This is a genomic window from Flavobacterium azizsancarii, assembly GCF_027980145.1.
Lineage (GTDB): Bacteria > Bacteroidota > Bacteroidia > Flavobacteriales > Flavobacteriaceae > Flavobacterium > Flavobacterium azizsancarii.
The window spans coordinates 79,634-100,909 of the sequence record NZ_JAMZNK010000018.1; the positions used below are offsets into that span (position 1 = coordinate 79,634).

Below are 21,276 nucleotides of genomic sequence, written 5' to 3' on the forward strand. Positions count from 1 at the left end.
TTTCGTCTCTTATACGTTATGCGGCAAATTTTGTGCAGAAGCAGCACTATCTTTTTAGGGAGTATGTAGTTTAAAAATGTTTTCCTTATTTTTAAAACACGAGCTACATTAAAAAAATATTTTAATAATTAGATCCAATTCTTATAATTATTTAAAAATTATAGTAAGTTTGTAAGAGACACGTAATTATAAAAAACGATGAGTTTAAAAGATTTATTAGACAATAGTAAAGATAAAAGTCTTTCCGGCCAGAAATGGCATATGCTAAGACAATCGATAACAAAACGTTTACTTTCAGGAGGTAATTCTACAATTGCCGAATTAAGTACAGAATTACAATCAAGTGTTCCAACGGTAACCAAAGCTGTCAACGAATTACTAACCGAAGGTTATGTAGTCGACATGGGAAAAATTACCAATAGTGGCGGACGAAGACCTTCCTTATACAGTATCAACCCTACTTGCGCTTACTTTTTAGGTGTTGAGGTTGGCATCAGCAGTATGTCTATTGGACTGCAAAATATCAAAAATGAATTGGTTAGTGTTGATCTTGGCACTTCTTTCATTTTAGAAAATACTCAAAAATCATTATTAAAATTCTGTGACCTCATCAATTCTTTTATCGAAGATAGCTCTGTCGAAAAGAAATTGATTGTGGGGGTTTGTATCAACTTTTCCGGACGTATTAATTCGATGGAAGGTTTTAGTTATAACTATTTCTTTAGCGAAAACCGACCTTTAAACGAAATCATTTCTGAGCAATTAGATCTACCGGTTCACTTAGAAAATGATACGCGCGCAATGGCTTTTGGCGAATATTGCGAAGGCGTTATCGACGACGAACAAAACATCATTTTTGTCAATTACAGTTGGGGTGTTGCCATCGGGATGATTACTGATGGTAAGTTATATTACGGTAAATCAGGATATTCAGGCGAATTTGGTCATAGTACTATTTTCAATAATGAAATCATGTGCCAATGCGGAAAACTAGGTTGTCTTGAAACCGAAATTTCCGGCTGGTCACTCATCAACCAATTCAAAGATGCCATAAAAGAAGGCAAACAATCAAAAGTCATTCTTGACGAAAACTCTTCTACACTACAACACAATGCGATTATTGCCGGAGCTGTAAATCTCGAAGACACTCTTTGTGTCGATTTGGTAACCCAGCAAAGCGAAAAAATGGGACGTTATTTATCTATTTTATTAAATATCTTCAACCCTGACTTACTGGTAATTGGTGGAGATTTCGCACAATTAGGCGACTACGCCTTACTCCCAATTCAATCTGCATTAAAAAAATATTCACTCGGTTTAGTTAACCGTGATATGAAACTTAAAAAGTCTGCTTTAGGCCGTCGTGCGGGCGTTATTGGTGCCTGTTGTGTCATTAAAGAAAAGATGTTATTCCCTCTAATTAATAACTAAATTTCCCAACCACTTCCTTATTATTAAAATATTTTAATAACTAAACTTGTTATATTAAAATATTTTATATCTTTACTTCATAATAATAAATTAATTTATTCATAAGATTATCATAACATTTATTCATATTATGTTTTTTCATTGTTAAAAGGTAATAATAATGATAGCTACATTTTTAAAATATCCATAAATATTAAAATACATTTTTCGTAAAAAAAAGAAGGTATTTGCTTTTTATAGATAGAGATAAAATAAAAGTCAAGTAATGCGAACTTATCATGATGTTGTGTGAATAAATTTTAAAAAAGAGAATATCAGTTTTATATAGAGTAAGAAAATTAAAGATCAACTATAAATATCAACACTAATCATCGCATAAAAAACATTTGTTTTTAAGTCATAAAAAAGCCAGCTAATGCAGGAACATTGCTGGCCGGTTCCTTAATAGGAACAATGACTTGAAAATTAATAAACAGACCTTTAACAAAGTTATTATTAACCAAACCATTACAAAAGTATGAAATTATTGCCAAAAAGTAAACCTATAAATTGTAGGTTTACTCCTAAACACGTAAAAGTTATAAAACTAACATCTGCGTTGCTTTTAGTTTTTACAATGCAGTTAACCGCTGCAGAAACAGAAAAAAGTACCATACTTACAGATAAAAATGTAAAAAAGAATGACCTAATTCAAAAGAAAGTTACCGGAACAGTTACCAATGAAAAAGGAGAAGCTTTACCAGGTGTAAACATTGTAGCCAAAGGAACTCAGTTTAGCGCACAAACAGATTTTGACGGAAAATTTACTATCGAAGTACCGGATAATGCGACTACTTTGATCGTTTCTTATATTGGTCTTCAGGAACAAGAAGTTGCGATAGGTACTGCACCTCTTACTATTGTTCTTAAAGAAATAGGACAACAAATGAATGAGGTAATTGTAGTAGGATATGGTTCTCAAAACAGACGAACTTTAAGTACTGCGGTTTCTAAACTGGACAAAAAAGTATTAGAAAATGTACCGTATTCAAACGTAACACAATCTTTGCAAGGTAACGTAACCGGTTTGGTAGTAAAAACGTCATCCGGACAACCGGGGAAAGCTTCGAACATTCTGGTTCGTGGAGGAACTTCTATCGATAATCCTGCCGGAGCTACACCTTTATATATAGTAGATGGTGTTATTCGGACTCAGATAGATGACATTAACTCTTTTGATATTGCTTCGCTTCAGGTACTTAAAGATGCTGCTGCAACTTCAATCTACGGAGCTCGTGCATCAAACGGTGTTATTATTATTACGACAAATACAGGTAAATCAGGTAAAATGAAAGTGACTTATAATGTCTCTACTCAAAGTAGCCGAATTGGTAAAAAATACGATTTCATGGACGGTGGGGATTATATCAAATTTCAACGTCAGGGTATTTATAATGCCGCAGAACTTGCCGGACTTTCTACTACGACAGGTATCGCAAGACTGGGTCAGTTAACGGGCGCGACTCCCGCTGGTACTGGAAACAACCTTCAAAACAACACTCCGTTTGCTACTTTATTAAAGTCCAGTTTAACACCGGATTCAGTAGCACAGCTACAGGCAAAAGGCTGGCAGGAACTTCAGGATCCTTTAAATCCTAACAGTACTATTATGTACAAAAGTACAGATTGGAATGATGTTTTGTTTCAAAATGCCCTTACACAAAGTCATAATCTTGGGATAAGCGGAGGTAATGATACTGGAGTTTTTGACTTAAGTTTAGGATATTTAAAAGGTGACGGTATTACGATTTTTACAGGATACCAAAGATTTACAAGTAAATTAAATGCTTCGCTAAAAGTAGCTGACAATTTTACTATCAATGGCCGTATGTTGTTCTCTAAATCAAGCAATAATCAGGTGGTTGCCAATAGTGTCGTTTTCAACAGATATTTAGGAAACTCACCCACTACAAAATTATATCTTGAAGACGGAACATTGGCTCCGGGTCAAAATAACATTAACGGAAATCCATTGTACCAAATGGGGAAAGTTAAGGGAATCAACGAAAATAATAAATTACAAATAGGCGTAGATGGTGAATTAAAACTAGCCAAAGATTTCACCTTCACTCCTTCTATGTCTCTTTATAGCGAAAATGAAAATGACAACACTTTTCAGCAGGCGTTCTTAAGCGGAAGCAGTGGTTTAGTAGACAATACACGTACTGCAACAAGATTAAGCAACCAAATTTCGCAAGTACAATACGAAGGAGTTTTTGCCTATAAAAAAGGATGGGATAATATTGGAGATTTTGATGCCAAATTAGGAGTTTCAAAATACGACAGAACTATAAAATCTTTTAATGCTTCAGGAAAAGGAAGTCCTTCAGATCTAGCGCAGACTTTAGACTCTTCTCCAATTCCGGTTTCTGTTTACAGCAACAATACAAAATTGGTTTTAAACAGTGTTTTCGGACGTGTTAATTACGATTACAAAAACAGGTATTTCGCAACAGCATCTTTCCGTTATGACGGTTCATCAAGTTTAGGACCTGACAACAGATATGGTTTCTTTCCTGGGATCTCTGCAGGATGGAACATTCAGGAAGAAAAATTCTGGGAGAAAGCAATGCCAAAATTCTTCTCTTCTCTTAAACTTCGTGGAAGTTATGGTGTAAATGGTAACTTGGGAACTCTTGGAGATTTTCAGGCCGGAGGATTATACTCAGGTTCTACAAATGGTGTAGCAAATAGTTACAACGGACAATCTGCGATTATCAACTCACAAATTGCAAATCCGGGATTAAAATGGGAACAATCTGAAACTGTAAATGGTGGTTTCGATTTCGGTTTCAACGAAGATAAAATCAGAATTATTGGAGATTTTTATAACAAATTAACTTCTGATTTATTAACGAATCTTACTTTACCATCAAATAGTGGTTTCTCTACGGTATTAACAAATCTTGGAGGATTAAGAAGCAAAGGTTTCGAATTAGAAATACAAGCGAATCTTTACAATAAAAACGACTGGAAAATTAATGTTGGAGCAAACGTTTCTCACAATACCAATACAATTGAAAAATTGCCATCAAACGGAAATTTAAACAACAGAATTGGCGGAACAGAGATTTTCGATCAAAAAAGCGGAACATATCAATATGTTGGAGGTTTGCAGGAAGGACAAAAAATTGGAAATTTCTACGCACACAACCAATTGTATATTCTTTCGACTCAGGCAGAAGCAGATGCATACAACTTAAAAGTGCACGATACTTATGTAACTAAAACGGCTGCAAATGGCGGAAATCCTGAAGGTAAAAAATTCGCCGGAGATGCTGTATTTGAAGACACTGATGGAAACGGAGTAATCGACAGCAGAGACAGAAAGTATATGGGAAATATGTTCCCAACATTTGTAGGAGGATTTAATTTTGATACTTCATACAAAGGATTCTCACTTACAGTAAGAACAGATTACTCATTGGGAGCTACAATTTACAACGAAGCAAGAGCACGTTTCTTAGGTCAGTTTCAGGGTAATTACGGATTATTGGCAGAAAGTGCACAATCATGGCAAAAAGAAGGCGACATTACAGATGTACCTCGTTACCGTTGGGCAGATCAAACCAATCAAAACAACTTGTTCAGATCAGAAGCTAGCGGAGCAGCGTATAACACCAATATGTTTCAGGGAAATAGCCGTTACTACGAAAGTGGAGATTACTTATGTATCAGAGAAATCACTTTTAGTTACAACTTGCCTAAAATGTTAATCGACAGAGCAAAACTAACATCGGTTCGTGTTTATGTAACCGGAAGCAACTTATACTACTTCACAAAATACAAAGGATTAAGCCCTGAAGTACAAGGTATCGACGGAGGATCTAGTTTAGGATTATCTGCCGCAGGATCAACAGGTACATATCCTGTTCCAAGAAACATTATCCTTGGTTTAAATATCAGTTTGTAAATTTTAATACTAAAATCATGAAAAAGAAATTTCTTATATATACACTACTTTTTACTACTCTATCGCTATTCAACTCCTGTCAGGATGATTTAGAGCTAACATCTGATAGTGTTATTACATCTGATAGTTTTTGGAAAACCGAAGATGATGCCAAAGCCGGTGTAAACGGAATGTACGTTAACTTCAGAATCCAGACCCAACAAAATTATTATTTATTGGGAGGAGCCAGAAGTGCCGAAATCACTGGTGGTGTCCAATCACCGTTGACTTTGGCCAATTATTATAACAATCAACTTACGCCACAAAATGTCGACGTAGACTGGGCAGGATTATATACTGTAATACATTCTGCAAACTTAGTTTTAAAGTATGTACCACAAATTACCTTTAGCCCAACAACCTTAAATGAGCAAAAAAGATATCTTGCACAAGCGTATTCGATGCGTGCTTTATGCTATTTTATTATGGCGCGTTCGTGGGGTGGTGTTCCACTTGTAACAGATCCTACAGAAAACAGCAATCAGTCACAATATATTATTCCGCGTAATAGTATCGAAGAAACATTTGCTTTCATAAAAAAAGATATTGACGCAGCAATTGCAAATTTTCCTGATGCAACAAATAATAAAATTCAATTGTCGCTTGCCTCTGTTTATGCTTTAAAAGCCGATGTTAATTTATGGACCGCAAAACAATTAGGCGGAGGAACAGCAGATTTAAATACAGCATTAACAGCGATAAACACAATACCGGGAACTCCAACTTTAATGCCTAATTTTAAAGATGTTTTTGCTTATGACAAAAAAGCAAATGCTGAGGTAGTTTTTGCCGTTCGTTATTCTCTTGCAGATTTACCGTCGAATTTAGCCGACAACTGGAATCAGTTTATGTTTGTGGGGCCAAGCGATTTTGCACCATTAACATCTGCAACAGCAACAGCCACTTTTGGAACATTAGGAACCGGTGCCGGAAATGCCGGAATCTCAAGAGTGCAACCGGATATTACAAGATTTAACTTTGCATCAACAGACACCAGAAAAACTGCAACTTACCTGACTTTATACAACGGAGCCGTTCCTGTAGTAACAGGTTTGGTAAAATACAACGGAACTGTTGACGGAACTTTAAGACGTTTTGTAAGTGATATTATCATTTATCGTTGGGCAGATATTTTATTGATGAAAGCTGAAATTAAAAATGCTTTGGGACAAGATCCAACTGCTGAAATGAATTTGGTAATGCAAAGAGCAGATGCTACGGCTTCATTTACAAACGTATCACCAACTGCTAACGATAATGTGATCTTAAATGAACGTTTGAAAGAATTGGCTTTTGAAGGAAAATCATGGTGGGATTTAGTTCGTTTCAACAAAACAAGCTTAGTGCCATCGATGACAGCAGGAAAAGAAGTTTTGTTTCCGATCTCTCAGAACACAATCAACTTTAATCCAAAAATTGTTCAAAATCCTGTTAGCAAATAAGATTCTAAGCATTATAATCTATACGTTGGTGTAATTACGAAAAACGATTTAACACATAGAAACATAGTTTTTAAAAATGTAAAAGAATATAAAAAAGAAACTAGTTTCTTCACACATAGTCCTGATAAGCTATCGGGATGAATTAATACTAGTGAAACGCCTATTATAGCTTTACAAGATCTATTATTCTATGTATTAAAATAATTACATTCAATAAGTTAATTAAAAATTGGACTGAGAATCTAAAAGTTCTCAGTCTAATATCAAAATACAAACAACAAAAAAACATACTCATGAAAATTCAACATTTACAAGGTCTGATTTCTGCTCCTTTTACCCCTTTTGACAGCAACGGAAAATTAGATGTTAGCCTCATTCCCGCTTATTATACTTTTCTAAAAAGAAACGGGATCACCGGAGCTTTTATCAACGGATCAACCGGCGAAGGGGTTTCTATCACTTTAGAAGAAAAAAAGGCAGTTGCACAAGCCTGGGCAGATTGCTCCAACCACGATGATGATTTTAAAGTAATGGTTTTCCTTGGTGGAACTTGTCTGGCTGATTGTATCGACCTTGCAAAACACGCTTACGAAATTGGTTTATACGCTGTTTCTCTAACCGGAGCTTTTTACTTCAAACCAAACAATGTAGATACTCTTGCCGAAATCTGTATTAAAGTGGGAGAAAATGTTCCTAATATGCCATTTTATTATTACCACATTCCTGTACTAACAGGCGTAAATGTTGCGATGTACGATTTGGTAAGAGCTTTAGATAATAAACTGCCAAACTTTGCCGGAGTAAAATATACTCACGAAGATTTTATGGACTTCCAAAGTTGCATGAGCTACGAAAACGGAAAATTTGATATGCTTTGGGGACGTGACGAAAATATGTTATCTGCCTTAGTTCTTGGTGCAAAAGGTGCCGTAGGAAGTACTTTTAACTATGCAGCTCCATTATATTACGATCTAATTGATGCTTTCAATAATAATGATTTGGTTAAAGCAAGAGCGCTTCAGCAAAAATCAATTGATATGATTCGCTTCTTAGGTAAATATGGCGGAATCTCTGTCGGGAAAGCGTATATGAAATTGGTTGGTCATGATTTAGGAGAATTCAGATTACCGGTTAAAAATATGAGTGCTGAACAATTTGAGTTATTCAAAAAAGATGTCGCAGGTCTAAATTTCGATACTTTCAAATCTAAATAATCAAGTTCGTTTTCTCTAAAACAAACCCAATATGAATACGTCTTTTTCTTCCTTAATCATTACTATTTTTATTATGTCAACAACAATTGGTTTTTCGCAAAAAACAAAGATTTCAAATGTCGAATGGAAAAAAGCCGCACAATTGCAAAATGCTGACGGAAGTATTTCACTAGGTTTTGCAGGTCCAATAAACGGAGTCAGCAACAACGTTTTGATTGTTGCCGGAGGAGCCAATTTTCAAGATAAAATGCCGTGGGAAGGAGGGAAAAAACACTATTCGAATGAGATTCATGTTTTAGAAAAAGTGGGCGATGAATATCATTGGAACAAAAAAATCGTAAATACATTACTGGAACCCATTGCGTATCCGGGAAATACAACCACAAATTCAGGAATCGTTTATGTAGGCGGAGAAAATGAAAATGGACTTTCGAATAAAGCCTACATCCTAAAATGGAATCCCGATAAAAACGAAATTGAAACAAAATCATTACCGGATTTTCCAATCGCCATTACCAATATTGCGCTTACACATCATGAAAATATTGTTTACGCAATTGGCGGAGATGACGCAAAACAATCCTCGGATTTAGTTTTTAGTTTTGATTTGAATGCTGAAAAACCGGCATGGAAATCGTTACCAAAATTACCTTTTGCTTTAGCAAATTCGGTTGCAGTAATTCAAAATGATAAAATTTATGTTGTTGGCGGAAGAACCAAAACATCCTCAGGAATCAGTGATTTGCACAACACTACTTTAGCTTTTGATCTAAAAAAACAAGTTTGGGAAACGAAAGCTGATATCTCTGACGGAAAACACACCACCAATTTTTCTGCCGGCGCAGGAGTTGCTGTTGGCAATGAATATATTTTGATTCTTGGCGGAGATAACGGAACTACTTTTCATAAAATAGAAACCTTTTTATCTCAAATTGCAAAAGCCACATCTGAAGAAGAAAAATCAAAACTTATTGCCGAAAAAAATATTTTAAACACGACACACAAAGGTTTTTACAACGCTATTTTAGTATACAACACACATACAAATAAATGGTCAAAAATTGGCGAATTGCCTTTTCTTGCCCAGGTAACAACAACAGCTACAATCTGGAATGATCAAATAGTTTTATCGAATGGAGAAATAAAACCCGGAATTCGTACGCCAGATGTTATGTTGGGAACCATCAAATAAAAAATTAAACACGAATCGCACAAACTATCACGAATTAAAATCATTGTAATCTTTTTAATCAGTGGCAAAAAAATTTAAACACATAGAAACATAGTTTTAATCGAAGAAAGCTGGTTTTAAAAAAATACATTTTTTACACATAGCACTATGAGTTTTATTTGAAGTGAAACGTCTTTTCGCGCTATGCAAACTATGTCTCTATGTGTTTAAAAACCGATTCGTAAATAATTAAACTTAACCAAAGAGACCTAACAGGTTTTAAAAACCTGTTAGGCCTGACAAAGAATTAAAATGAAATCTGTTTATCCCGATAGCTATCAGGAGCGGCAAAAAAATTTAAACACATAGAAACATAGATTTAAAGTCGAAGAAAGATGGTTTTAAAAAACACCTTTTTTTCACATAGCACTATGAGTTTTATTTGAAGTGAAACGTCTTTTTTCAAGACCAACAAGCTATGTTTCTATGTGTTTAAAAAAATACCCAACCAATTAAATAAAATAAATCATATCAAAATATGAAAAACTCTAAATATTATCCGTGGTTAGTCGTAGCGTTACTCTGGATTGTAGCGTTGCTAAACTATATGGATAGACAAATGCTGGCGACCATGAGGCCTTCTATGGAAGCTGACATTCCTGAACTGGTTTCGGGTGAAAATTTTGGACGTTTAATGGCTATTTTCCTTTGGATTTATGCTTTAATGAGCCCTATTTCCGGAATTATTGCCGACAAATTAAATAGAAAATGGTTGATTATTGGCAGTTTATTTGTCTGGTCTGCCGTTACCTACGCCATGGGCTATGCTACAACCTACAACCAAATTTACTGGTTAAGAGCGATTATGGGCGTGAGTGAAGCTTTGTACATTCCGGCAGGTTTATCTTTAATCGCCGATTATCATCAGCAAAAAACAAGATCGCTTGCCATTGGTATTCACATGACAGGGCTTTATGTAGGTTCGGCTTTGGGAGGTTTTGGAGCTACAATTGCTGCAAGATTTTCATGGCATACTACTTTTCATCATTTTGGTATTGTGGGCATTGTGTATTCGGTAGTGTTGGTTTTCTTTTTATACGAGAAAAAAGTATCTACCAAAACATTTGATCCTGAGTTTAATAAAACACACGAAAAAGATTCCCTTTTTAAAGGTTTAGCGTTATTGTTTACCAATATTTCATTCTGGGTGATTTTATTTTATTTTGCCATAATCAGTTTACCGGGTTGGGCCACTAAAAACTGGTTACCTACCCTATTTTCAGACAACTTAGGAATTTCAATGGATCAGGCCGGACCAATTGCTACAATTACAATTTCATTCTCGTCCTTAATAGGTGTTATTTTCGGAGGGATTTTATCAGATAAATGGGTTCAGAAAAATATAAAAGGAAGAGTTTACACCAGCGCCATTGGTCTGAGTTTAACAATTCCTGCATTAATGCTGATTGGTTTTGGGCATTCCTTATTTCATGTGGTTGGAGCTGTCTTATGTTTTGGTATCGGATATGGTATGTTCGATGCCAATAATATGCCCATTATCTGTCAGTTTGTTTCCTCAAAACATCGTGCGACTGCTTACGGAGTTCTCAATATGACCGGAGTTGGTTGCGGTGCTTTGGTAACTTCATTGCTTGGAAAATCTGCAGATTCAGGAACTTTAGGTTTTGGTTTTGCCTTAATGGCCGGAGTTGTATTGCTTGCATTAATAGTGCAAATTAGTTTTCTACGCCCCAAAGTCAATGATTTTGCAGATGCGTAGAACATAAAGTTCATCCCCTTTTTTACAATTTAAGAGTTAGTTGGTTTTTTGAAGTTTTTATAAGCCAGGGCGGAGCTATGCCTTCTGCCCAGCTTATAAATGAGCCTTTTTTTAATAATAGTTCTAAAAAAAATGAGAACAAAAAAACGAAATCTTTTCATGGTTATGCTTTTCATTTCAATGATTTTCAATCTTGAAATGACGGCGCAAACTCCAATAAAAATTGCTTGCATTGGTGATTCTGTTACGGCTGGTTATCTTTTAGCCAATCCAACAACCGAATCTTATCCTTCGCAGTTGCAAATTTTAATGGGAAATCAATATGAAGTCAAAAATTTTGGACATAGCGGAGCAACGCTTTTAAAGAAAGGAAGTACGCCTTATTTTAAAACCGAAAAATGTGCCGAAGCCATTGCCTATCGTCCTGATATTGCCATTATTCATTTAGGATTAAATGATACCGATCCCAGAAACTGGCCGAATTACAGAGAAGATTTTGATGCAGATTATTCGTGGTTAATCGATACTCTAAAAACACAAAATCCGAAGGTGAAAATTTATATCTGCAAAATGACGCCGATATTCAATGAACATCCAAGATTTAAATCAGGAACGAGAGATTGGTTCTGGCAAATTCAGGAACATATTGAAGCAATTGCAAAAGCCAATAATGTCAAACTAATTGATCTTCACGAAAAACTTTATAATCGTCCTGATCTTTTTCCCGATGCTTTGCATCCCACAAAAGAAGGCGCAACAATTTTAGCAAAGACCGTTTACGAAAATATCACGCAGGATTTTGGCGGATTAAAATTATCGCCTGTTTTTACCGATAATATGGTGTTGCAGAGGAATCAACCAATTGTAATTTATGGAAATGCAAATGGCGGAGAAAAAGTCGAAATCACTTTAGACAATAAAAAAGAAATTACCACTACAAATGAATTCGGAAAATGGAAAGTCATTTTTCCTGCCATGAAATCTGGCGGAGTACATGAGATTACTATTTCATCCAAAGAAAAAAATATAGTTCTGAAAAATATTCTAATTGGGGATGTTTGGTTTTGTTCCGGACAATCGAATATGGCATTCCCTCTTTATAAATCAGAAAACGGAATTGCTGAGGTAAAAAAAGCCATCAACAACACCAATCTTCGGTTATTCAATTTTGAAGCCATTGCAGAAACAGATGAAAAAGCGTGGGATTCTATTACTTTAGAAAAAACGAATCGATTAGAATTCTTTTCCGGAAAATGGAAAATCTCTGATTCATTAAGTGCCAAAGATTTCTCGGCCATAGCTTATTACTTCGGACAAAATATTGCTCGCGAAGAAAATGTTCCAATAGGTTTAATACAAGTTGCCGTTGGCGGATCTCCCATAGAATCCTGGATTGACAGATATACTTTGGAACACGATGATAAAGTAGTCGACGTACTGACCAACTGGCGAAAATCTGATTTTATGATGCCGTGGGTAAGATCGCGTGCTGATGAAAATTTAAAAAATGCCAAAAACCCAAAACAGCGACATCCCTACGGACCTTGTTATAATTATGAAACCGGCGTAACTCATTTCACCGATTTTCCCATAAAAGGAATTATTTGGTACCAAGGCGAAAGCAACGCACATAACATCGAATTATACGAACATTTAATGCCTGTGTTGGTTGAGAGCTGGCGCAAAGCCTGGGCAAACTCCCTTCCGTTTTATTATCTTCAATTGTCAGGAACAGATCGTCCAACCTGGCCGTCCTTTAGAGATGCACAAAACAAAATTCAGAAAAATATTGCCAATAGCGGTATGGCGATTAGTATGGATTATGGTGATGCTACAAATGTGCATCCTATTCAAAAAAAGCAGGTTGGAGATCGTCTAGCGCTTTTGGCATTGAAATATACGTACGGAAAAGCGATAACCGCAAACGGACCGTCGCCACAAAAAGCAACTCAAAAAGATGATGTAATTATAGTTTCTTTTTCGAATGCCAAACAATTATCAACAGCCAATAATAAAGAATTAACAGGTTTTGAATTGGTCACCGAAAAAGGAATCCGAATCGAAAGTAAAGCAACAATTATTACAAACGAGGTTTTAATAAATATCCCAAAAGGCGAAAAGATAAAAACCGTTTTATATGCCTGGAAACCTTATACAAACGCAAATCTGGTCAATGAAGCAAATTTGCCGTGTTCGACGTTTCAACTGGATTTAAACAATAAAAATTGAAACACGAATTGCACAAATTAGCACGAATTAAAAAATCATTTTAAATCTGCTTAATCTGCGAGAAAAAAATTAAACACATAGAAACATAGATTTAAATATCAAAAAAGACAATTAAAGAAAATACATTTTTTCACATATCACTATGAGATTTATTTTAAAGTGAAACGCCTTTTTTTTAAGAATTAGAGAGCTATGTCTCTATGTGCTAAAAAAATATACCCAAACAAATACGAAATCAACACTTAGTAAAAAAACTAAGTCTAAAAAATATATAAAATGAGTTATTCCAATACTGATCTCTTACACCTAAAAGATTTTTATCAGAACCAATTACTACAGGATACCGTTCCGTTTTGGTTTCCACAATCAATCGATACGATTCACGGCGGTTATTTATTAATGCGCGGACAGAATGGCGACTTAATCGACGATGATAAATCGGTTTGGTTTCAGGGTAGAACCGCCTGGTTATTATCTACACTTTATAACACGATTGAACCTAAACAAGAATGGTTAGACGGCGCCAAATCCGGAATTGATTTTATCAACCAACATTGTTTTGATACTGACGGAAGAATGTTTTTTCATGTAACCCGCGAAGGAAATCCAATTCGTAAACGCCGTTATTATTTCTCTGAAACCTTTGCCGTGATTGCAATGAGCGCTTACGCGAAAGCTAGCGGAGACGAAGTTGTGGCAGAACAGGCACGCCATTTATTTGGAGAATGCATCAAATTTTCGAGCACTCCGGGTTTATTAGAACCAAAATATACCGGAGAACGTCCGTCGAAAGGAATTGGATCACCGATGATTATGATCAATACGGCACAACAAATCAGGGAGACCATTGGAGATCCGCGTTGCGATGAATGGATCACCAAATGGATTGCCGAAATCGAAAATGATTTTGTAAAACACGACATCGAATGTGTGATGGAACAAGTTGCTCCGGATGGCTCGATTATCGATCATATTGATGGACGCACTTTAAATCCCGGACACGCGATCGAAGGCGCTTGGTTCATATTACACGAAGCAAAACACAGAAACAATGATCCTCATTTAATAGAATTGGGCTGTAAAATGCTGGATTATATGTGGGAACGCGGTTGGGACAAAGAACATGGCGGCATTTTGTATTTCTGCGATGTTTATGGCAAACCTGTTCAGGAATATTGGCAGGACATGAAATTCTGGTGGCCTCATAACGAAGTAATTATCGCCACATTATTGGCGTATACGATGACCGGAAATGAAAAATACGCAACATGGCATAAAATGATTCACGATTATGCGTATAGTAAATTCCATGATAAAGAAAACGGAGAATGGTTTGGGTATTTACACAGAGATGGAAGCGTGGCGCAAACGGCAAAAGGGAATCTTTATAAAGGACCTTTTCATTTACCGCGACAAGAATGGTATTGTACACAAATTTTGAACGAATATCTTGAAAAAACAATGAAACATGAAAATCAAATTATGTAAATCGGTATTGGCAATGTTAGACATTTAGCCATCTATAAATAATGCCTTTTATATTAAGTTTTAGTGTGCCGTTTGGCAAGAAATATTGCTAGAAAACACAGATCAGGATTGAATTTAATGTCCCGTTAGATAATAAATATTTGCTAGAAAATTGATTTACGATCCGTTGGCGTGTGCCGTTAGGCACTACATGTCGGTAGAAATACAGATCAAGATAGGATCGTATGTGCCGTTAGGCACAACATGTCGGTAGAAAAAATACGTTCAAGATCCGTTAGCGTGCCGTAGGTACGTAATATATACGTTTTGTTGCGTACCTACGGCACGCTGGATCTATTGTGATTCTTTTTTCTACCGACATGTTGTACCTGACGGCACAACAAATAACATAACGCTATATGAAAAATCATTATTTTATTAAAAAGAACTTGAACTTAAAAATTTTAAATCTATCCCGATAGCTATCGGGACTATGTGTTAAATAAAAATGACACTAAATAATTGTAATAGTACCACCTATTCCATCAGGATTCTCGAGATTAAACCTTACGCTTATTAACCAATTTTAACCAAAATAAAAACTATGAAAAATTTATTACGCTTATTTTGTTCGTGTTTTATGTGTTTATATGGTATTAGTATCAAAGCACAAAGTGGTAAGGTTTTGAACCTCGATGGAATTTCTACTTATATGACTGTTCCGGATCATCCTGATTTAGACTTCGGCGCAAGCCAAAACAAAACGATTACATGTTGGATAAAAACAACAACTTCAACCGGAACTCCCAGAATTTTTGCCAAAAGAAATGGCTCATCCGGAAACGGATATGAATTTTGGACCGGCAATGGAACCAATGCCGGAAAATTTGCAATGAACATGAGCGGAACCGGAACGCCCAACAATATTAGTACGGCAGGATATTCGGCCAATTCTATTGCAGACGGAACCTGGCATCATATTGCACTGGTTATCGATGCTTCTAGTAATCGAACGATGTACGGTTACATTGATGGCGTTTTGGCCAATACCGGAAAACCTTTTACATCGGTTACTTCGGATTTTTCGAATGCTTTAAACTTTGTGGTTGGAGCGACTTCTGATGCCAGTAACAGTTACAAATGGGCAGGTCAGATCGATAATATTCGCATTTGGAACAAAGCGATGACAGCAACCCAATTGCAAGCTGATATGTCTGCAGTTGTCAATGCTCCGGCAACAGATCTTCTGGCTGCGTGGAATTTTGAAAACATAAGTGGTACGACTGTTCCTGATGTTTCCGGAAATAACCATCCCGGAACGCTGGTTGGATCTCCAACGACATCAAACGCTTTTCCGATGATTTTATCTTTAGATGGTGTTAATGATTATATGTCGGTTGTGAATCATAGTGATTTTAATTTAGCAGCCGGACAAAGCCTTACGGTGACTTGCAAAATAAAAACATCTGATTTTGGTAAACGTATTCTAAGTAAACGCCCTGGCGGAGCAGGAATTGGATATGAATTTATCAATAATACTTCAGCCGGCGGTGGACAATTTGGAGTAAATTTAACGACAAGTGGAGGAGCCGCAGGACCTCCATACGGAACTTCGAATATAGCAAACAATATTTGGCATCATTTGGCTATGGTCGTTGATGTTGCTTCAACCAGTTGTAAAATTTATGTTGATGGCGTTTTGCAACAAACCAAAACTACCACAAATATTGGCGGAACAAATACAGTTTCAAATACCGGAGATTTATTATTTGGAACGCTCAGTAATTTTGCCTCATATATGAATGCCCAACTAGACGATATTCGTTTTTGGAATAAAGCCATGACCACGGCAGAAATAGTAACGGATAAAACAGCGATTGTAAACGGAGCGCAAACCAACTTGATTGCAGCTTGGGATTTTGAAAATGTTAGCGGTACAAACGTTCCCGACATCTCAGGAAACAATCATCCGGGAACTTTAAATAATGGAGCGATGGTGATTGCCCAAACCAACGAAATGCAAATCAATGCAGTTTCATTAGTTCAAACTGAATTACCAACCGGAATTGGCGACACTAACCAACGAATTATTGCTGTAAAAGCTTCTGTTAGCGGCACACTAAATCCGCTTACGGCAAGTGCATTAAAATTTACAATGTCAGGAACTACCAATATTGCTGATGTTACCAATATCAAAATTTACTCCAGCGGATCTACTGCAATTTTCGATTCGGCAACGGCAACATTGTTTGGGAATGTGACTCCGTCAAGCGGAAATCTTGTTGTTAATGGTTCAAAAGCATTGATAAACGGAGACAATTATTTCTGGATTACCTATGATGTTTCGGCTTCAGCAACTGAAGGGAATTTATTAGATGCGACTTGCGAATCAATCGTTGCAAACAATATTACTTATAATACAACAGCTAATACGGTTTCAGGAAATCGTGTTATTTTATTGTCAAATACATTATTATTTACACCCGGAGATGCAGGTTCTGCCAGTTATCGTATTCCGGCAATTATCACCGCTGCCGATGGTTCATTGGTAACCGTAACCGATAAAAGATGGAATGGTTCCGGGGATTTAGCAGCAAAAATTGATCCTGTTGTTCGCCGCAGTACCGATAACGGAAAAACTTGGTCTGCTCCTATTGTCATTGCTAATTTTGGTGCTTCAACCGGAGCGGGAGATGCTGCATTAGTTTTAGATAAAACTACAGGAGAATTATTGTGTCTGGTTTCTGCCGAGAAAGGTTTTTTTGCTTCGACAAATGCGGCACCTGCCAAAGTTTTAGTGATTCATAGTACAGATAATGGCATAACATGGGGAACTCCTGTTGATATTACTAACCAAATTTATGGTCCAAATCCGGGTTGGAAAGGATTATTCGTTGCTTCAGGAAGAGCACATCAATTAAGAGACGGAAAAATTGTCGCTGCCATTGCTGTACGAGAAAATGTTTCAGGCGTTGAACACATTAATAATTATATGATTACCAGTGCTGATCACGGAATTACATGGACAGCATCAACCGGAAGAGCAGAATTAGACGGAGACGAATCTAAAGTTGTCGAACTAAACAATGGCAATATCATGATGAGTATTCGTAATCCGGGAACTCGCCGATTTAATGTTTCGACGGATAAAGGAGCAACTTGGGGAACTGCTTATAATCAAGCAAGTATTACTGACCCAAATTGCGATGGCGATTTTATTCGCTATACTTCTACCCTTGACGGATATGACAAAAACAGATTATTACATTCGATTCCGTTTTCTGGAAGCCGAAAAAATGTGAGTGTACAATTGAGTACAGATGAAGGAACAACGTGGGGATCACCTAAAACTATTTTTAGCGGAGCTTCGGCATATTCAAGTTTAACGATTTTGCCTGACGGAACCATTGGTATTTATTATGAAAACGGAGAAAGTTCAACTTATCAAATGTATTTTGTTCGTTTTAGTTTAAATTGGCTTACCAATGGCACGGATACATTTGTTCCAGCCAGTAGTCCTTCGTTAAGCAAAAAAACACAGGAAAACACCGCAATTGAAAATCAAAAATTTAGTATTGATGTAAATCCAAATCCAATTAATGATGTGGTTAGGATTAAAGTAAACAATGCGAAGGGAAATATTACGTTCAAAATTTATGATTTATCAGGTAAAATAATTCGTACTGAAAAATTAAGTATTAATGAAACAGAAATTTTCTTTTCGTTAGGAAATCAATTGAAAGGTATTTATCTTTTAAATGCAAATGATACCGAGACAACCATTAGCAGCAAATTAATTAAAAACTAAAAAAGACCATCGAATTAATCGTCCAAAAAAGAGCCATCGGCTCGACCAATATTGTAGGGCTGGATTTTAATCCAGTTCAAATAATAAAAAGAACCATCGAATTAATCCGTCCAAACAAGAGCCATCTGCTCGACCAATATTGTAGGGCCGGATTTTAATCCGGTTTAACAAAAAAAGAACCATCGAGATTAATCCCGTTTAAACAATACAAAAAACAATAAAGAAATAAATTTTAAAAATGAAACAAGCGATTATCAATACGACCGTACACACAGGCGATGAAATCATCGAAAACGGAGTTATTATCATCGAAAATGGAAAAATTATATCCGTACAAAAAGAAATCCCAGATGTTATTGAAACGATTGATTTAAAAGGAAAACATATTTCCGCAGGTTTTATCGATATCCAGATTAACGGAGGAGAAAAACTGTATTTCAGTCAAACTCCAACCGAAGAAACGATTCAGGATATTTATGATGCAAGCCTAAAACATGGAACTACACAAGTACTTGCATGTTTGATCTCTTCTTCGCATGAAACAATTCTTCAGGGAATTGAAGCCGTTCGCAATTATAGAAAAAAACACCATAATGGCGTAATCGGAATGCATTTGGAAGGACCGTTTTTGAATCCGTTAAAACGTGGTGCGCATAGTATTGATCAGGTTCGTAAACCAACGAACGGTGAGCTTGAAGAAATTATAAGACTTGGCAAAGATGTTATAAAAGTAATCACGATTGCTCCGGAATGTTTTACAGACGAACAACTGAATATGCTGTTAGAAAGTGACATTCAAATCTCAATTGGGCATTCGACAGTTACATACAAAGAAGCGCAGGTTTACTTTTCGAAAGGTATAAAACTGGTAACGCATTTATTTAATGCGATGACACAATTTGGGCATCGTGAACCGGGTTTGGTGGGTGCCACTTTTGAAAACGAAAATGTATATGCTCCAGTAATTCTTGATGGTGCACATTGTGATTATGCGGCGGCAAAATTAGCGTACAAACTCAAACAGGACAAATTCTTTTTGATTAGTGATGCCACATTTTTAGGCCGAAAGGTTGAAAACTTTAAATGGGATAATTTCGATGCACATCTTGACAATGGTTTTTACAGAAACGACGACGGAAATCTGGCAGGAGCAACAATCTCAATGTTAGAAGCAGTTCAAAATGCCTATAATCATCTTGATGTTTCGGCAGACGAAGCTATTAAAATGGCTACTTCGCGCGTTGCAAGTGCGATTGGTTTACAAGATCAATTCGGAAAAATAAAAGAAGGATTTCCTGCCACTTTTGTACAATTTAATGACGATTTATCTGAAATAGAAACGTTGGATTTTTCTAAAAACAAAACTACTATTTCATAAAATGATCAAAGAAAAAATGCTTCCGATTACTGCTAAAATCAAGGAATTTAAAATCATTATTGCCGGAATATTATTTGCCTTTTTATGGGCATCTGCATCAACGGCAACCAAAATTGGTTTGCATGCCGCACAGCCTTTTGTGATTTCTATTTTCAGGTTTATAATAGCCGGAAGCATTATGCTTTTCATTTCTCATATCGTAATGGCAAAACGATTTCCTCAAAAAAAAGAGTGGGTTCAGATCAGTATTTATGGTTTGTTTAACATCACTATTTATTTGGGGTTGTATGTCATTGCCATGCAAAAAGTATCCGCCGGTTTGGGAAGTCTGGCTGTAGCAACTAATCCTGTTTTTATTGTTTTGATCTCGGCTATTTGGTTATCGCATAAAATCAAGTTCAAAAACATTCTTAGTTTACTGCTGTGTTTTATTGGTGTATTTCTAGCGGCTTATCCTCTATTACAAAACAGTTTTGCAACTCCCGGCGGCATACTTATTTTAGTTACAAGTATGATTGCCTATTCATTAGGAACAATTTATTATTCCAGACAAAACTGGAACGGATTACACATTCTTACCATCAATGGGTGGCAAACCATTATTGGAGCTGTGTTTCTGCTTCCGGTTTTATTTTTAACGTATGAACCTGATAAAAATGTTTTCGACAGCGATTTTTGGTTTTCGACTTCTTGGCTGGCAATTGCGGTTTCTATTGGTGCGGTTCAGTTTTGGTTGTATTTATTAAAAAACAATCCAATCAAAGCTTCGTATTGGCTTTTTCTTTGTCCGATATTCGGATTTTTGATTGCGTATTTTGTGGTCGATGAACCACTTACTTTGTATACGCTTTTTGGAGTTGCATTTGTCATCATCGGATTGTATACTACCCTTTCTTCTGATAAAAAAATTATTAAACAAATAGAAACATAGATTTAGAAACAAATAAAAAGTGCTGCCAATTAGCTCCGGAGGAGCGTAATATTTATAGCCAATTATTAGCATTCACAAAAGCTCCGGAGGAGTGTAATATCTCAAACATTTATATTGTTATAAAAATATGTCACCCCGCTGGGGTTCATATAAGACAACCCGAATTTCTATAAATATAACGTCCCGACGGGACTTGTCCTATTCTAAAATTAAATAACCAAATAAAATTAATAAAAATGGAAACTGATCTAGAAACCAAACCTGATATCAGCTATAAAAGCGCGGGAAAATTTGAAGAGACCAGATTTGAAAAAATCCACAATGAAATCTTCAGAAATTCTACAGAAGCTTCGATAATTGTAGCGCAGGAAATCGCGCAATTAATTAGATCTAAACAAGAAAAAGGAAAATCTTGCGTATTAGGTTTAGCAACA

11 protein-coding genes and 1 pseudogene are annotated in these 21,276 nt (G+C 36.1%); all 12 read left to right on the top strand.

Translation table 11 applies throughout. The annotated features are described in order from the left end of the window. Positions 1-198 precede the first annotated feature (198 nt). A complete protein-coding gene (locus tag NJT12_RS12600) occupies positions 199-1,431 on the top strand; it encodes an ROK family transcriptional regulator (RefSeq protein ID WP_271336271.1) in 1,233 nt (410 codons plus the stop codon). Between the two features lie 517 nt (positions 1,432-1,948). Continuing rightward, on the top strand, positions 1,949-5,383 hold the full coding sequence (locus tag NJT12_RS12605; protein ID WP_271336272.1) for a SusC/RagA family TonB-linked outer membrane protein: 3,435 nt from the start codon (positions 1,949-1,951) through the stop codon (positions 5,381-5,383). 17 nt (positions 5,384-5,400) lie between these two features. Next, a complete protein-coding gene (locus NJT12_RS12610) occupies positions 5,401-6,864 on the top strand; it encodes a RagB/SusD family nutrient uptake outer membrane protein (protein WP_271336273.1) in 1,464 nt (487 codons plus the stop codon). 293 nt (positions 6,865-7,157) lie between these two features. Beyond that, entirely contained in the window at positions 7,158-8,078 is a 921-nt protein-coding gene (locus NJT12_RS12615) for a dihydrodipicolinate synthase family protein (RefSeq protein WP_271336274.1), read from the top strand. A gap of 31 nt (positions 8,079-8,109) precedes the next feature. Beyond that, positions 8,110-9,270: a Kelch repeat-containing protein gene (locus NJT12_RS12620; RefSeq protein WP_271336275.1), complete on the top strand. Its 1,161-nt coding sequence runs from the start codon at positions 8,110-8,112 to the stop codon at positions 9,268-9,270. Positions 9,271-9,787: 517 nt separating this feature from the next. Next, a complete protein-coding gene (locus tag NJT12_RS12625; protein ID WP_271336276.1) occupies positions 9,788-11,029 on the top strand; it encodes an MFS transporter in 1,242 nt (413 codons plus the stop codon). 132 nt (positions 11,030-11,161) lie between these two features. After that, entirely contained in the window at positions 11,162-13,258 is a 2,097-nt protein-coding gene (locus tag NJT12_RS12630; RefSeq protein WP_271336277.1) for a GDSL-type esterase/lipase family protein, read from the top strand. Positions 13,259-13,534: 276 nt separating this feature from the next. Beyond that, on the top strand, positions 13,535-14,746 hold the full coding sequence (locus NJT12_RS12635; protein ID WP_271336278.1) for an AGE family epimerase/isomerase: 1,212 nt from the start codon (positions 13,535-13,537) through the stop codon (positions 14,744-14,746). A gap of 583 nt (positions 14,747-15,329) precedes the next feature. Continuing rightward, positions 15,330-18,533 carry a LamG-like jellyroll fold domain-containing protein gene (locus NJT12_RS12640; RefSeq protein WP_271336279.1) on the top strand — a complete coding sequence of 1,068 codons (3,204 nt, stop codon included), beginning with the start codon at positions 15,330-15,332 and terminating at the stop codon, positions 18,531-18,533. Positions 18,534-18,771: 238 nt separating this feature from the next. Further along, a complete protein-coding gene (gene nagA / locus NJT12_RS12645; protein ID WP_271336280.1) occupies positions 18,772-19,911 on the top strand; it encodes an N-acetylglucosamine-6-phosphate deacetylase in 1,140 nt (379 codons plus the stop codon). A 1-nt stretch (position 19,912) separates the two neighbouring features. After that, the gene (locus NJT12_RS12650) at positions 19,913-20,842 is read left to right on the top strand and encodes a DMT family transporter (protein ID WP_271336281.1); all 930 of its coding nucleotides are present in this window, start codon (positions 19,913-19,915) and stop codon (positions 20,840-20,842) included. 236 nt (positions 20,843-21,078) lie between these two features. Continuing rightward, positions 21,079-21,276: pseudogene (locus NJT12_RS12655) on the top strand (glucosamine-6-phosphate deaminase); the annotation flags it as partial.

Coding starts and splice junctions, on each gene's coding strand:
- NJT12_RS12600 (WP_271336271.1), top strand. CDS start 199: ATGAGTTTAAAAGATTTATTAGACAATAGTAAAGATAAAAGTCTTTCC.
- NJT12_RS12615 (WP_271336274.1), top strand. CDS start 7,158: ATGAAAATTCAACATTTACAAGGTCTGATTTCTGCTCCTTTTACCCCT.
- NJT12_RS12610 (WP_271336273.1), top strand. CDS start 5,401: ATGAAAAAGAAATTTCTTATATATACACTACTTTTTACTACTCTATCG.
- nagA (WP_271336280.1), top strand. CDS start 18,772: ATGAAACAAGCGATTATCAATACGACCGTACACACAGGCGATGAAATC.
- NJT12_RS12635 (WP_271336278.1), top strand. CDS start 13,535: ATGAGTTATTCCAATACTGATCTCTTACACCTAAAAGATTTTTATCAG.
- NJT12_RS12625 (WP_271336276.1), top strand. CDS start 9,788: ATGAAAAACTCTAAATATTATCCGTGGTTAGTCGTAGCGTTACTCTGG.
- NJT12_RS12650 (WP_271336281.1), top strand. CDS start 19,913: ATGATCAAAGAAAAAATGCTTCCGATTACTGCTAAAATCAAGGAATTT.
- NJT12_RS12630 (WP_271336277.1), top strand. CDS start 11,162: ATGAGAACAAAAAAACGAAATCTTTTCATGGTTATGCTTTTCATTTCA.
- NJT12_RS12605 (WP_271336272.1), top strand. CDS start 1,949: ATGAAATTATTGCCAAAAAGTAAACCTATAAATTGTAGGTTTACTCCT.
- NJT12_RS12640 (WP_271336279.1), top strand. CDS start 15,330: ATGAAAAATTTATTACGCTTATTTTGTTCGTGTTTTATGTGTTTATAT.
- NJT12_RS12620 (WP_271336275.1), top strand. CDS start 8,110: ATGAATACGTCTTTTTCTTCCTTAATCATTACTATTTTTATTATGTCA.